Origin of the sequence: Streptomyces sp. Je 1-332 (assembly GCF_040730185.1) — a bacterium.
In the GTDB taxonomy this organism is placed as follows: domain Bacteria; phylum Actinomycetota; class Actinomycetes; order Streptomycetales; family Streptomycetaceae; genus Streptomyces.
The window spans coordinates 7,255,525-7,269,073 of record NZ_CP160402.1 but is presented as its reverse complement, the minus strand read 5'-3'; the positions used below and the strand labels follow the sequence as shown (position 1 = coordinate 7,269,073).

The 13,549-nt window shown below is 73.1% G+C and carries 11 protein-coding genes; 2 read left to right on the top strand and 9 right to left on the bottom strand.

Annotation, left to right across the window (positions count from 1 at the left end; all coding sequences use genetic code 11):
• Positions 1-26 precede the first annotated feature (26 nt).
• The 9 genes from ABXJ52_RS32655 to ABXJ52_RS32615 form a co-directional block, all read right to left on the bottom strand.
• Positions 27-413: a hypothetical protein gene (locus ABXJ52_RS32655; RefSeq protein WP_367047033.1), complete on the bottom strand. Its 387-nt coding sequence runs from the start codon at positions 411-413 to the stop codon at positions 27-29.
• Positions 414-539: 126 nt separating this feature from the next.
• On the bottom strand, positions 540-1,286 hold the full coding sequence (locus tag ABXJ52_RS32650; RefSeq protein WP_367049437.1) for an endo alpha-1,4 polygalactosaminidase: 747 nt from the start codon (positions 1,284-1,286) through the stop codon (positions 540-542).
• A gap of 38 nt (positions 1,287-1,324) precedes the next feature.
• Complete coding sequence (locus tag ABXJ52_RS32645; RefSeq protein ID WP_367047032.1) at positions 1,325-1,987, bottom strand: spherulation-specific family 4 protein; 663 nt, start codon at positions 1,985-1,987, stop codon at positions 1,325-1,327.
• Positions 1,984-2,946 carry an NAD(P)-dependent oxidoreductase gene (locus ABXJ52_RS32640; RefSeq protein WP_367049436.1) on the bottom strand — a complete coding sequence of 321 codons (963 nt, stop codon included), beginning with the start codon at positions 2,944-2,946 and terminating at the stop codon, positions 1,984-1,986. The genes ABXJ52_RS32645 and ABXJ52_RS32640 overlap by 4 nt, the downstream gene beginning before the upstream one ends.
• Before the next feature lie 8 nt (positions 2,947-2,954).
• On the bottom strand, positions 2,955-3,668 hold the full coding sequence (locus ABXJ52_RS32635) for a nucleotidyltransferase family protein (protein WP_367047030.1): 714 nt from the start codon (positions 3,666-3,668) through the stop codon (positions 2,955-2,957).
• Between the two features lie 70 nt (positions 3,669-3,738).
• A complete protein-coding gene (locus tag ABXJ52_RS32630; protein ID WP_367047029.1) occupies positions 3,739-4,740 on the bottom strand; it encodes an SDR family NAD(P)-dependent oxidoreductase in 1,002 nt (333 codons plus the stop codon).
• 77 nt (positions 4,741-4,817) lie between these two features.
• The gene (locus ABXJ52_RS32625) at positions 4,818-6,236 is read right to left on the bottom strand and encodes a hypothetical protein (RefSeq protein ID WP_367047028.1); all 1,419 of its coding nucleotides are present in this window, start codon (positions 6,234-6,236) and stop codon (positions 4,818-4,820) included.
• The gene (pelF, locus tag ABXJ52_RS32620; RefSeq protein ID WP_367047026.1) at positions 6,233-7,771 is read right to left on the bottom strand and encodes a GT4 family glycosyltransferase PelF; all 1,539 of its coding nucleotides are present in this window, start codon (positions 7,769-7,771) and stop codon (positions 6,233-6,235) included. Before pelF ends, ABXJ52_RS32625 begins: the two co-directional genes overlap by 4 nt.
• 230 nt (positions 7,772-8,001) lie before the next feature.
• On the bottom strand, positions 8,002-10,161 hold the full coding sequence (locus tag ABXJ52_RS32615) for a hypothetical protein (RefSeq protein WP_367047024.1): 2,160 nt from the start codon (positions 10,159-10,161) through the stop codon (positions 8,002-8,004).
• A 617-nt stretch (positions 10,162-10,778) separates the two neighbouring features.
• On the opposite strand from ABXJ52_RS32615, the gene ABXJ52_RS32610 reads away from it, so the two are divergent.
• Both ABXJ52_RS32610 and ABXJ52_RS32605 read left to right on the top strand, forming a co-directional pair.
• Positions 10,779-12,749: a hypothetical protein gene (locus ABXJ52_RS32610; RefSeq protein ID WP_367047022.1), complete on the top strand. Its 1,971-nt coding sequence runs from the start codon at positions 10,779-10,781 to the stop codon at positions 12,747-12,749.
• A 94-nt stretch (positions 12,750-12,843) separates the two neighbouring features.
• The gene (locus tag ABXJ52_RS32605) at positions 12,844-13,524 is read left to right on the top strand and encodes an alpha/beta fold hydrolase (protein WP_367047020.1); all 681 of its coding nucleotides are present in this window, start codon (positions 12,844-12,846) and stop codon (positions 13,522-13,524) included.
• The last annotated feature ends 25 nt before the right edge of the window (positions 13,525-13,549 follow it).

Genomic DNA, 13,549 nt, shown 5'->3' with positions numbered 1-13,549 from the left:
GGCCGGGGTGCTGACCCCCGCTGCGGTCAGCCGGTGATCGTGACGCAGGGGAGGCCCACGCTGCCGCCGCCCCGGAAGCCCTCCGCGCAGAGCCTGGTGCCCGCGGGGAAGTGGCGCTGTGGGTAGGCCTGGTCCCGGTACGTGCGGAACTTGGCGACGTCCTCCGTCTTGGTGTTGGCGCTCCAGCCGTTCGTGGTCCACACGCGCGCGCGGATGCGGTTCGGCTGGTTGGTGTTGGTGACCGATACCTCGACCCTGCCGAGGTAGGTGCCGGTGTCGTAGGTCCTGATGCAGACCGAGTGGTTGCACCACTCACCGTCGGCCGCCGCCGACGGCCCGCTGACGATGACACAGCCGAGCGCGGCGGCCATGGTGCCGATCCCGGCGACGATCTTCCTGGTGATGTCGTGCATGATGCGTGCCCCTCGACCTTCGTCATGGCCCGGCCTCCGTGCCGGGTCCCGGCCGTCCAACGCGAGGGCAAGATCATCAGTTACGCCGCGTCCCCCCACCCGTCTCAACAGGGGAACGGCCGGGCGTCAGCAGGGTCTGCGCCACTGCCCCAGGTTCAGTTTCTTGCGCATGGAGGACAGGCCGAGGCGGCGCGACTGGGCGCAGAACTCCTCGTTGGGCACGGCGTACTCGACGTGCAGCACCGCCTTGCCCGCCTTGATGAAGGGGGTGAGCGAGGCGCACTCGTCGTACTGGGCGCACTCCTCGTTGACGGCGAAGTCGAAGTCACGCACGAGCTGCGGGATCTGCGGGAGGTCGTTCTTCAGGCCGATGGACAGGCCGCGGTCGTGGGCGAGGCGGGCGACCATGCGGTTGAAGGCCAGTTGGTGGCGTGCGGTCAGGGGGAATCCGGTGCGGTTCAGATAGCTGTCGAGCAGGTCCGGCTCGACCGCGTCGAAGCCCTTGCTCCGGCACATGTCGAAGCGCGCGGCGAGGAGCGGACGCAGCACGTCGAGGCGGCGGATGTCGAGCCAGCGCTCTCCCTTCCAGCCGTTGGCGCGGCCGAGGAGGGACGCGGGGTAGTCGTCGCTGTCGGGGCGGAAGGACTCCCAGGCCCCGGCGTTGACGTAGCAGATGACATGGCGTCCGGCTCGGTGCAGCCGGGCCACGTCGGACGCGCGGTTCTCGAAACCGTCGATGTCGTAGACGGGGACGTCCACGCTCGGGTCGACGCGGCCGTCGAGCTGCCACTGCCAGGTGGTGCCCGGCCGGGGCCGCCAGCGGTCCGCGGAGCTGCCGTCCCGCTCCGCCGACGCGCAGCCGCCCAGCAGCAGGACGGTGACGAGGAACGGTCCGAGCCGTGCGCGGAGCCTCACGTCGTGCTCCCGGCCGCGGCCGGCGGTGGCTGTGTCCACGGGTTGGGCCCCGCGCCGGGCACGGCGCAGTGCACCCCCGCCCCCCGCTGCACGGCGGTGCGCCCGGCGAGGCGGGCCAGCGCGGGCGGCACTCCGTAGACGAGGTGGCAGAAGTGCTCGGGAGGATGCCTGGCCGTCCAGGACGGGGCGGCGAACGAGCCCAGATACGTCGTCCAGTGCCCCTCGAACGTGACGAGGAGGTCGGCGGCGCGGGCGTACCCGGGCGCCGGATGCACGCCCGGGTTGAGGACCACCGTGTCCGCGCCACGCCCCCGCAGGGCGCGGACCATGCGCCGGCAGTCCCGCAGCTCGCGGCGGCCGGAGGCGACCTGGTCGAGGAAGCAGCCGTCCACGCCGTACCAGGCCCGGTGCCGGTCCAGTTCGTCGGTGACGGCGTCGAGCGGCCGCTCCCCGTACGCCGTGTCGACGTACCCGAGCACCCGCACCCCCGCATCGCGCAGGGTCCGCGAGGCGGCGGCGAAGGCCGGGTCGGGGGCCGCGCCCGGACCGTCGGCGACGTTCAGGACGACGCCGTACAGCTGGGGCGCGGCGGCCACGAGCGCCTGCCAGGCCGCGGGGTCCACGGCCGGGTGGACGTAGAGCGGCACCAGCAGGGTCATCGCGGGTCCCCGCCGGCGGGCGCGAGACACGGCCCGCCGGGGCCCGTGCCTTCCGGGCGGCTTGGCGGAGCGCCGTCGGCGGCCCACAGTGCGGTCACCGAATCCCGCAGGGAGTGCTCCGGCGTCCAGCCCAACTCCCTTGTCGCGGCGCCGATGTCTGCGCACTGCCAGGGCACGGCGACCGACCGGCCCACCTTGCCGAGCGACTCCTCCACGCGGCCGGTGAAACCCGCGGCGCGGACCAGGCCGTGCACCAGGTCGCGCACCGGCACGCCACGGCCGCTGCCGATGTTGAGCAGGCCCGGCAGCCGCCCCGGCGAGGTCACCGCGAGCGCGACGGCGTGCGCCACGTCGCGTACGTCGACGAAGTCCCGGTACGCGGACAGGTCGCCGACCCGCACGGTGGCGTGCGGAGTCCGGGCCACCGCACGGCCGAGCTCCGCGGTGAGCCGCCCCGGCAGTCCGGCCCGGGGAGCCCTCGGCCCCACCGGGTTCGTGACCCGCAGCACGAGCGCGTCGAGCTCCGCGTCGAGGACTGCCAGGGTGCCGGCCAGTTTCGTGGCTCCGTACGGGGCGACCGGGCGGGCGGCGGCCTCCTCCGTGGTCCGCTCGCCGATGCCGGTCGGCCCGTACTCGGCCGCCGAGCCGATGTGAACGAGGCGCGCGGCGGGCGCCGCCGCCCGCATGGCCTCGCAGAGGGCGGCCGGACCGCGGGAGTTGACCTCGGCGAGGGCCAGCGTGCTGCCGCCGACCGCGCCCACACAGTTGACCACGGCGTCGGGCTCGGCCCGGGTCAGCTGCTCGGCGAGTGCGGCAGGGGACATCCGGGCGAGGTCGATCCGGAGGTCGTCCGAGGGGGCGCGGCCGCCGTGGAGCAGCCGCACGTCGGGCAGGGCGTGCAGCCGCTCGGCGATGTGCCCGCCCAGGTAGCCGGTGGAGCCGAGGACGAGGATGCGCACGGCGGGGTTCACGCTCCCTTGAGGAGGAGGGAGCGGTGCGAGGTGAACTCCGCGTTCGCGCGGTCGTAGTCGTCCGGGCGTCCGATGTCGAGCCAGTAGCCGTCGAAGTTGTAGGCGTGCGGCGGGGTCTCGGTCTTCAGGAGGTCGAGCACGAGTTCGTCGAATCCGAGCGGCAGGCCCGGCGTGTAGGAGGCGAGCGTGTCGCGCGAGAGTCCGTAGACCCCCATGGAGACGCGGTAGTCCACGCTCGGCTTCTCCGTGAAGGCGACCACGCGGTCCGAGTCGGTGGTGAGCACGCCGAAGTCGATGCGCACCTGGCGCGCGTACGTCGCGATCGTCAGCGGCGCCCCGGACGTGCGGTGGCTGTCCAGGACGTCCGCGTAGTCGAGGTCGGTGAGGATGTCGCCGTTCATCACGAGGAAGTGCTCGGGCAGCCGGTCCATCATCGTCAGGAGAGGGCCCATGGTGCCGAGCGGGCTGTCCTCGGTGGAGTAGCCGACGCGCAGTCCCCAGCGAGCGCCGTTGCCGACGTATGCGCGGATGATGTGGCCGAGGTGGCCGATCGCGATGGTGCAGCTGGTGAAGCCAGCGCTCGCCAGCTGGCGCAGGACGATCTCCAGGATCGCGTGCTGGTCGCCGATCGGGACCAGCGGCTTGGGCAGCGCGGTGGTGTACGGCCGGAGGCGGACGCCCTTGCCGCCGGCAAGGATGACTGCGTGCATGATCTTCTCCCCTGTGAGTGCCCAGAAGTGGTCAGGCGGCCAGAAGTGGGTGGGTGGGCGGCCGGGTGGCTCAGATGTTGTAGATGTCCGTCTTGTAGCGGGCCAGGTTGGCCGGGTCGCGGAAGAACTCGACGGTGCGGGCCAGGCCCTGCTCAAGGTCGTGACCGGGCGCCCAGCCCGTCGCCGCGCGCAGGCGGCTCGCGTCGGCGACCAGGCGCATCACCTCGGAGGCCGCGGGGCGGATGCGCTGCTCGTCCTCGCGCACGTCGAGGTCGGCCTCCATCACCTTGCCGATGAGCCGCACCAGGTCACCGACGGAGATCTCACCGCCCGTGCCCGCGTTGAAGGTGCGGCCCACGACGGCGTCCGCGGGCGCGGTGCCGACGGCCATGAAGGCCTGCGCGGTGTCCGCGACGAAGGTGAAGTCACGGGTCGGCCGCAGGTCGCCGAGGGTGATCTCTCGTGAACCGGAAGCCACTTGGCCGATGACGGTCGGGATGACGGCGCGCATCGACTGGCGCGGCCCGAAGGTGTTGAAGGGGCGCAGGGTCACCACGGGCGTCTCGAAGCTCGCGTGGTAGCTGTCGGCGAGCCGGTCGCCGCCCGCCTTCGAAGCGGCGTACGGGGACTGGGTGTTGATGGGGTGGCCCTCGGTGATCGGCACGGTCTGCGCGGTGCCGTACGTCTCGCTGGTGGAGGTGTGCACCAGGCGCGGGATCTCCAACTGCCGTACGGCTTCGAGGACGTTGAGCGTGCCGGTCACGTTCGTGTCCACGTAGCTGTGCGGGGCCTGGTAGGAGTACGGGATGGCGATGAGGGCGGCCAGGTGGTAGACGGTCTCGGCGCCGGTGACCAGGCCGCGGACCGATCCCGGGTCGCGTACGTCGCCGAGGACGATCTCGACCTCGGAGAGCACGTCGGGCGCGAGGGTCTCCAGCCAGCCGTAGGAGGAGAAGGAGTTGTACTGCGCCATCGCGCGGACCCGGTGGCCCGAGGCGACGAGCGCTTCGGTGAGGTGCGAGCCGATGAAGCCTTCGGCTCCGGTGACGGCGACGAGCGGTGCGGATGCCATGGATGCTCCAGGTGCTGGGACGTGAAGAGGAAGGTGACGGTGCAGGTGAAGGTGAAGGTGCGGGCGGCTGGGCCCGGTTAGGCGTGTGCCGTGGGCCTGCCGAGACGGTCGACGGCGACCACGAGGAGCGCCGTGGCAGCCGCGGTACAGGCGACGAGTTGTGCGGTGGGCGTCGAGACGGTGCCGGTGAACGGAAGCGCCGTCACGACGACCGCTGCGGCCAGGCAGGGCGCCGCGGACGACCAGCCCGCGCCGAACGCCTGCAGGAGCAGGGCGGTCCACAGCACGGCGCCGAGCAGGAGAAGCCGGATCGCGCTCGCGCCGACGAGCACGGCGCCCAGGGCGAGCGGCACGAGGTAGGCCCCGCCGCACACGATGAGCGCACGCACGGCGCGCAGCCTGAAGCCTCCGGGGGTGGTCGAGGCGTGCAGGGCGGCCACGGCGAGACCCCGGTAGCGGTAGAGCAGCCACTCGGCGGGGCCCATGCTCAGCGTCAGCACGATGACGGCGTACGGCTCCTGCTGTCCCGCCACCGCGGTCAGCGCACCGGCCGCGAGACCGAACAGGCCGTACGGCAGCGAGCGCACCAGCGGCGGCACGGGGCCGGGCACCGGGGTCACCCGAAGCGCCGAGCGCAGCGCGTGCCCCGCGGCGGCCACCGCGAGCAGGACGGTGAGCAACGGCAGCCCGGTGCGCAGGAGTTCCGGCGGCTGCCACCACGGCTGAGCCGCGGCGGCCACCACGACCGGCAGGAGCGCCGCCGCGAGGAGCTTCTCGTGGCCGAGCACCAGCAGCAGCCCGGCCGCGGCGAGATAGCAGGACTGACCGAGGGCGAACAGCGCGGCGGGGCCGGGACCCGCGACCAGCAGACCGGTGACCGAAGCGGCCACGACGCCGAGGGGCGCGCCGGTCAGCAGGGTGCGCCCTGCCTCGTGGCGCCCGGTGGTGAGCCTGCTGTACGCACGGTGGCTCAGCGCCTGGGACCAGGCCCAGGACACCAGGGCGGCGGCGATCAGACCGTACAGCCCGGAGGCCGACCCCCAAACGCCCTGCGCCAGTACATAGGCCGTACCGGGAAGCGCGAAGAGCAGCCCGCGCATGGCGCAGCGCAGGTGGTCGGGACGCCAGGGGTCCGGTGGCACAGGCGGCTTCGGATGGCTGCGCGGCACCCGCCGGAAGACGGCGTCGGCCAGCGAGAACAGGTCGGGGTGGCCATAGGTCTCCTGGATCCTGTCGCCGGTCAGGCCCTGCGACTCCAGGAGCGCGGCGACCTCGTAGGGGTGCACGGCCGCGCCCGCCTCCTCGGCGAGTTCGGCGGCGAGCAGGTCGACGGGGTCGTCGGCGCGGGCGGGGCGCAGCGTGACACCGGGGCGGGTGCGGGGCCGGGGCGGGCGCGCGAGGCGCAGGGCGAGGGTGTCGTCCGCGCCCGCGGCCTGGCCGGGGTCCGCGCGGCGGGCATGTACGCCGCGCGGCCTGAGAGGGAGCGGGCCGCTCATCCCGCCACCTCGCCCGGGAAGTGCTGCATCGCGAACTCCAGGGTCCGGTCGCCCTGTTGGCCGGCGGCGGCCAACTCCTCGTAGATCGAGCGGAACGCGTCGACCGTCTGCCGGAGCGTGAACTGCTCGATCACCCGCAGCCGGGCGGCCTCGCCCATCGCGGCGCGGCGGGCGGGGTCGCGGAGCAGTTCGACGACGGCACGCGCCATGGCCTCCGGTGCGCGCGGCGGCACCACGAGGCCGGTGGGGCCCACGGCCTCGCGCACCCCGCCGACATCGGTGGAGACCGTGGCGCGCCCGCAGGACATGGCCTCGATCAGGGTGAAGGGGAAGCCCTCGCTGATGCTGGAGAGCATCACCACGTTGCCCGCCGAGTAGGCGTCCTTGATGTGCTCGACGCGGCCCTCGAACACCACCGCGTCACCGAGGCCGAGTTGGGCGGCCAGTGCCTCGCAGCGCTCTCGGTAGGCCTCGCCGCCGCGCGGGGTGCCGCCGAACAGGCGCAGTCGTGCGTCCGGGATCTCCTGCCTGACCAGGGCGAAGGAGCGGATCAGGGTCTCCAGGTCCTTGATCGGGTCGACCCGGCCCGCCCAGCTGAGGGTGGGGGTCCGCGGTTCGGGGCCCGCGGGCGGGAAGGCCTCGGGGTCCACGCCGTTGTAGACGGTCCGGATGAGGGCCGGCTCCGCGCCGCCGCGCTCCTCCCAGAGGCGGTTGTAGCGGTTGCCCGGGGTGATCAGGGCGGCCCTGCGGTACGTCTCTTCGGCGAGCAACCGGAAGAAGCCGAGCAGCACGGCCTTCACGGGCCAGCTGTACGGGCCCGTGCGGTAGCCGAGGTAGCGCTCGCGCAGGTACACGCCGTGCTCGGTCAACAGCAGGGGCACACCGTGGAGTTGCTGGGCCACCAGGCCGGGCAGGGTCGCGAGGCCGCCGCTGACAGCGTGCGCGACGCCGCGCTCGGGCGGCCGGGCGGCCAGGGGGCGCAGCGCGTGTTCGAGCAGGCTGGTGGCGGTGACCGCGTCGTGCAGGGTCGGCCGTGCTTCGGCGGTCGCGCGCCCGGGTGCGTTCCAGACGGAGGTCAGGACGTGCACCGCGCGGTCGGTGCGCAGTGTGGGTGCCAGGGCGCCGTCGCGGGCGTGCCGGGCGAGGTCGTGGAGGGCGGGGGCGAAGCCGTCCTCGGCGGCCGGGTCGAGCAGCGCGGTGAGGAACTGCTCGTAGGAGCCGAGGAGTTGGCGCCTGCGGCGGCCGCGTGGGGCGTGTCCGGGCGGGGTGGGGCCCCACATGGGCAGGCATACGGGCTCGTCGACGTGCGACGGCAGCTCCCAGGCGAGGCTCTCGCGCCCGGTGCCGGTCACGGCGAGCACACCGAAGTCGACGTCGGGCATGCCGCGCACGAGTTGGTCGCACCAGACGCTGACACCACCGTGGCTGTGCGGGTAGGTGCCTTCGGTCAGCAGTGTGACGCGGGTCCGTGCGGGGCGGGACGAGGGCCTGGAGAAGGGTGCCGGTATCGGCACGGGCGAGGGTGAGTCGGACATGGTGGGGCTCCGCGGGTGAGATACGAACGCGAGGGAGCCGACGGCGGCGCCCGCCCCGGTGGGCCGGGGTGGGCGAGTTCCGTGAACGGCGGCATGCGGGACGTACGGGCGCGGGGGGATGGTGGCGCGATGACTCTGGACTACCGGGGGGGCGGGCGTGGACGGCGCCCGTCATGGGTCCGGCGGCCGGCCGGGAGGGGCCGGCCGGCCACCGGGTGCGACCGGGTGGGTCAGCGCCGGGTGGGCAGCGCCCGTGGTGTGTGGCCGTCGGTGCCGGGCTTCACGTAGGTGGTGGCGCCGGGCGGGACAGGCAGCTTTTTCGCGGCCTTCGTGACGCCGGGCCGCTCGGCCGCCGCACTGCCCACCGCCGGGGCGGACGGCAGGTCGAGTGTGACGCGGCTCTGGAGGAGCCCCGGGGACACCCAGCCGGAGGTTCTTCCCGCGTAGGCGGACCCGAACGGGTCGGTTCCCAGGAGGAGTTGCCGGACGGTGCCGGAGGGCATGGTGGCGCGGGCGGCCACGCCGGAGGGCGCCTGGACGGTCACCTTGTCGCCGATGCGGTAGGCGGTGACCTTGCCCGCCTTGACCGCCGTGTCCCAGGCCGTGCGGGAGCGCAGCTCGCCGCCGATGTCGGCCATCCGCAGGTTGACCACAGGGGTGTTGTCCGCGAACAGCGCGCCGTACGTGTCGAGGATGGAGCCGAGCACGGGGTAGGCGATGCGGTCCTCTGCGAGGTTGGACTGGTGGATGAAGTGCGGCCGTGGGTCGTTCGCCAGGACGTGCCCCATCGCTATCGTCGACTCCACCGGCACGATGTGGTCCTGGTAGCCGGTCGTGGCGTCCAGGGGGTTCTCCAGACAGGTGGCGACGGAGGAGTTCTCGCAGACACCGCTGCCGCCGTCCGCCTTGCGGGTGTAGATCCAGTTGTACTCGTCGATCTGTTCGCTGGTGCGTCCCGCGTTGTAGAAGACGTTCATCGGGTAGCGCGGCACGGTGAGCGAAGGGCCCACCGGGCGCTGGCCCCGGTCGCGGGAGTTGTCCGAGCCGAGCCAGGTCACGCCGTTGTCCCGCAGGGCGGTGCTCAGGTTCGGGTTGTCGTCCGGCTGCTGCGGCAGGACCTTGAGCCCGGAGTGCTCTCCGGTGACCAACTCGCCTTCCTGGAGCGGCAGTCCGGCCCGTCGGCCCCAGTTGCGGTTGTCGGAGATCTGCTGGGATATCTCGGTGCGGGAGACGTAGCGCGTGCTGCCGTCGGTGTTCTTCGCGCAGGTCCACGGCACGGTGCTGACGTCCTGGACACAGCCGAGGAAGGGGTGGTTGTACGTGTGGTTGATCCAGCGGTGCTCGCCACGGTCGGCGATCAGCCGGTCCGCGAGGGGGTCCGCGCCGCCGTTCTCCTCGCGGTGGAGCTCGCTGCCGCCGCCGTTGTAGGCCATGTCGAGGGGGAACTTACGGCCCTTGGACCACTGGGCCGCGTAGGCCGCGTCGTCCGCCGTCATACGGATGGGGTCGGGGGTCCCCTGGCCCGGCGGGCAGTCCACGTCGCCCGGCGTGCAGTTGAGTTCGCTGTCCCAGCGGTCGTCGGCCCCGAAGACGTCGTCGACGTGCACGGCGAAGTAGTTGCGGGACGAGCCGAGTTGGACGCCCTGGGTCATCCAGTCGACGATGCCGCGGGCGAGCAGCCGGAACTGCTGCTGGTGCTGGTTGTAGACGAACGTCACCACCAGCTCGCGCCGGCCGTCGTGGCGGTACTCCCCCACGAGCGAGCCACGGCCGTCGGCGCCGGGGATCGGCGCGTCCACGTAACTCGTGAAGTCCGCGCCCGGCGCCGGCTTCGCCAGGAAGCCGTAACTCTCGCCGATGTCCGGCGCGTTGTCCTCGAAGGGCACCTGCCCGGCGAGGTATCCGAAGGGGCCACTCTTGCCCGACGCGGTCACCTGGGCCCGCACACCGTCGAGCGAACCGCTGAACTCGGGTGTCTGCAGGCCCGCTTCGGGCCTGGCGTAGGTGTAGGCGTCGACCTGCGGGACGGCGTAGGTCCGCTCGTACGAGGCAAGGGCGGCCATCTCGGCCGAACCGGCGCCGAACGGGTTGTCGTTGGGCAGCACGACGGCCTGATACTTGGCGCGCGCCCGGCCGTCGACGGTGTCCGCGAGGAACGCGGCGTCGATCACGGGCCGTCCGCTCTGCCGCAGGTCGACGGTCGTGTACGGCGTGCCCTGGACGTCGAGTTCGGCGGTGAGCGCGGCGGTGGCGGGACCCCCGTCGGTCACCACCAGGACGCGCAGGTCGATGCGTGGCAGCCCGGCGGCCGAGGCCGGAGTGCCGGGCAGCGAGAGCGCGAGAAGCAGAGCGCCGGCGCCGAGAGCCGCCGCTCGTGCGGTGCGATTCATGCGGTGTGTGGTCCCCTCCACGGTCGGGCCGGTGGCATGTCTCCACCCCACAGCCCGCCCCCCAACGAGACGGCACACATCGCAGCGTGTGTCCGTCTCGCTCTGACGCGTCACATAGTGCGGTCCACCTGTGGGGTCTGTGCGGATTCTGTGAAACCTGGCGGAAAAAAGATGGCGAACCCTTAGCGGTACGAAACGAGCAAGAGGGGGCGGGAGATGACACGGCGGAATCAGGCGCTCCTGGACACCGTGGCCGCTCAGAGGGGTGGTAGATCCCCGGACCACTTATAGGTGCTGGATACACGCGCCGCCTCGCGGCCCGCTCGGCGGGCGCCGGAATCAAGGTCGCGCCGAACCGCGCCAAATCAGCCAACCGGGCTGGGCCCGCCGCTCGGCGCCTTCTCCCGGAAAGCGCGTTCTGACCTGCACGGCAAGCGCGTTCCATGAACACGAGGGGGCGCAATTCAGGGCGTGATGGGGGGCGTACAGGGGGGCGCTCTTGCATTTCGGGCACGTGTTCGCATCCTCCCGCGAACCGGCTGTGACCATCGCACGATTCACTCGTTTGAACGTGGTCAGGACGCAACGTCGTCAGCCTTTGGAAGGCTTCTTGATCGATGAGCACATCGCAGCGACCCGCGGCCAGAGGGTCCGGGCGGGCGGCACGTGACCAGGCCGAGGCCGTCATCGTCGACCAGTACACCCGGCTCATACGCCTCGCCTACCTCACCCTCCCGCACGACCTCGGAAGGCACAGGCGGGTCCTCGTCGCCCACGCGCTGGTACAGCGCGCGTTGCCCGGATTCCGCGTCGGGCGTGCCACGCCCCGTGTGCCCGAGCAGCGCAGGGGCATACCCGACCCCGCGGCGGCCCACGTGCGGGCACGCGTGCTGCGCTCGGCGCTCGCCCACGACCGCCGTCCCCGCGGCTGGCCGGGCTTCCTGCCCCCTCCTCGTACGCTGCTGCCGATGCTCCCGGTGGTGTGGGGGCTGCGGCTGTTCCCTCGCGCGGGCGGCGAGGAGGTCGCGCTGGGGCAGGCCCTCTCCGATGCCTCCGCGCCCGCACGTGCGGCGTTCGTGCTGCTCCAGCTGGAGGGCCTGCCCCGCTCCGAGGTCGTCGAGCTGCTCACCGCGGCCGGTGCACCCCGGCCGGAGCAGGCCCTGCGCACCGCCTGCGACATGGGGGCCGCCAAGGGCGCGGCGGCTCAAGCGCTGCTGCGTTCGCGGGAGTTCGACGCCTGTTCCGTACAGACCCGGCCGACCGATCTGCTGCGCCGCAGGCGCCGGTACCACCTCACCTGGTCGGCCATCGGGATCATCGCCCTCGGGTGCGCCGCCCTGCTGACCGGCGTCGTGGGCGGGCCCGTGGGCAAGCCCTCCCGCAGTGCGGACGCCCGCCCCGCGATCGCCCCCGAAGAGCTGCTCCGCACTCCCCGTGACGCCTGGGCCGACACCTCACGCGTGGACTTCACCGCGTGGCCCGCCCGAGGCGCGCGTACCGACGACGACGCGCTCATCCGTCGCGCGCTCGGCGTCTGGACCGATCCGCCGTCCGGCACCCGGGTCGGCGTCGCGAAGGCCACCAGTGCCGAACCTCCCGTCGGCGGCACCCAGTTGCTGTACGCGGGTGACGTCGGCCGGGTCGCGGTCGTGCTGTTCCACGACGGTCGGCGCGTCGTCCGCTACACGGAACCCGCCGCCTCGGCGGGCGCCGCGTCGCTGGACATCTCCCGTTCCGACGAAGCCGACGTGACCACGGCGGCCGCGCTCGTCGTCAGCCGCTCGGCGGGCAAGCTCCGCTATCTGACCGCCCCGTGGATCGCCGAGGCGCAGACGCGTGACCTGCTGACCCCCAACTCCCCCGGCCGACCGCTGGACGTGTCGGACGAAGGTGTCACCGACGCCGTCGGCGAGCCGTCGGACGCAGGGGCCTGCGACAGCCTGCCGGCGCTGCAACTGCGTTCCTCCGGCAGGATCGTGGAGAAGCACGCCTTCCTCGTCGCCGACCTGGGCGGCATCACTCCCGCGCATCTCAGCTACACCCCGCTGCCCGGCACCGGCGCCCCGGCCCGGCAGCCTCGCGAGGCGACGAGCGATGCGGCGCTGCGCAGCTGGGCGCGCACCGCGTGCCGGCTGCCCGAGCTGCGGCAGAGCGGTGTGCGGTCCGTGAACCAGTGGGACTTCGCCGAGCAGGAGCTGCCCGAGCGGGGCGGCCGGGCGGTGTGGTCCTGCACCCGCGCGTCCACCTGGCGCGGCCCCGGCAGTGTCCTCGTGCAGTTCCGCACCTCCGCGGAGCCGGCCACGGCGCCGGCGAAGGTCGCCGGGCGTGCGCACTCCACCGCGGCCTGCAGCCGGTTCGGCCAGCATGTCGTGGCCAGTACGTCCTGGACGGCGGGCTCCGGACGCCACTACCTCCTCGCCGCGGGCAGCCGCGAGGTCGATGGGATCGAGGTGACCGGAGATGTGGACGAGACCGATGAAGGACGCACACTGGCCGTCAACGCCCCCCGGAGCCCCGACGTGACCGTAAGGGCACGTCTCACGGACGGTGAGAGGCTGGACGAGGTCGGACGGCGTCCCGTGCGCTGAGGGCGGTCGCGCGACCGGACGGTGCCGATGGCAGCCTTGCGGAGGCAACCACCACCGTCCGCGTCCGCGGACACCGAGATGTCGAGGAGTCGACGTGCCCTTCCGTGATGGCCACCGCCCGGTCCTTGAGCTGAGCAGGCCCGTCAAGGAGCCGCGTGCCGCCGTGCTTCTGCTGCACGGCGGCCGGGAGTTCGGGACCGCCGCGCCCCCGGCGTGGAATCTGCCGGGCGTGCGGCTGCGTCTCTTCGAGCGGGCGATCCGCAGGTCGACGTCGCGAGACGCGGTGCTGATGGCGCGGGTTCGCTACCGCGTCCGGGGCTGGAACGGCGAGCGCGCGGACGCGGCGCGGGACGCCCAGCGGGCCCTGGACGAGCTGGAGTTGCTCACCGGCGGCGCACCGACGGTCCTGGTGGGGCATTCGATGGGGGCCCGCGCCGCACTGCGCGCCGCCGGAAGTCCGCTGGTGCGAGGGGTGGTCGGGCTAGCGCCCTGGTGTCCCGCCGGGGAGCCGGTGGCGCATCTGCGCGGCCGACGCGTGGTGCTGCTGCACGGGGACCAGGACCGTACGACCGACCCGAGGTCCTCCCAGGACTTCACGGCGCGGGCCGGCGCCGCGGGCGCCGAGGCGGCCACCGTGCTGATGCGGGGCGGTGATCACGCCATGCTGCGCCGCGCCGCCGCGTGGCACGACCTGACGGGGCGGGCGGTGGCAGGACTCCTGGGCATCACCGACCTGCCGCCGGTGATCGCCGAGCGGTTCTCTCCCTCAGGATGACGCGTCCGCACTGCGAGGACGACCG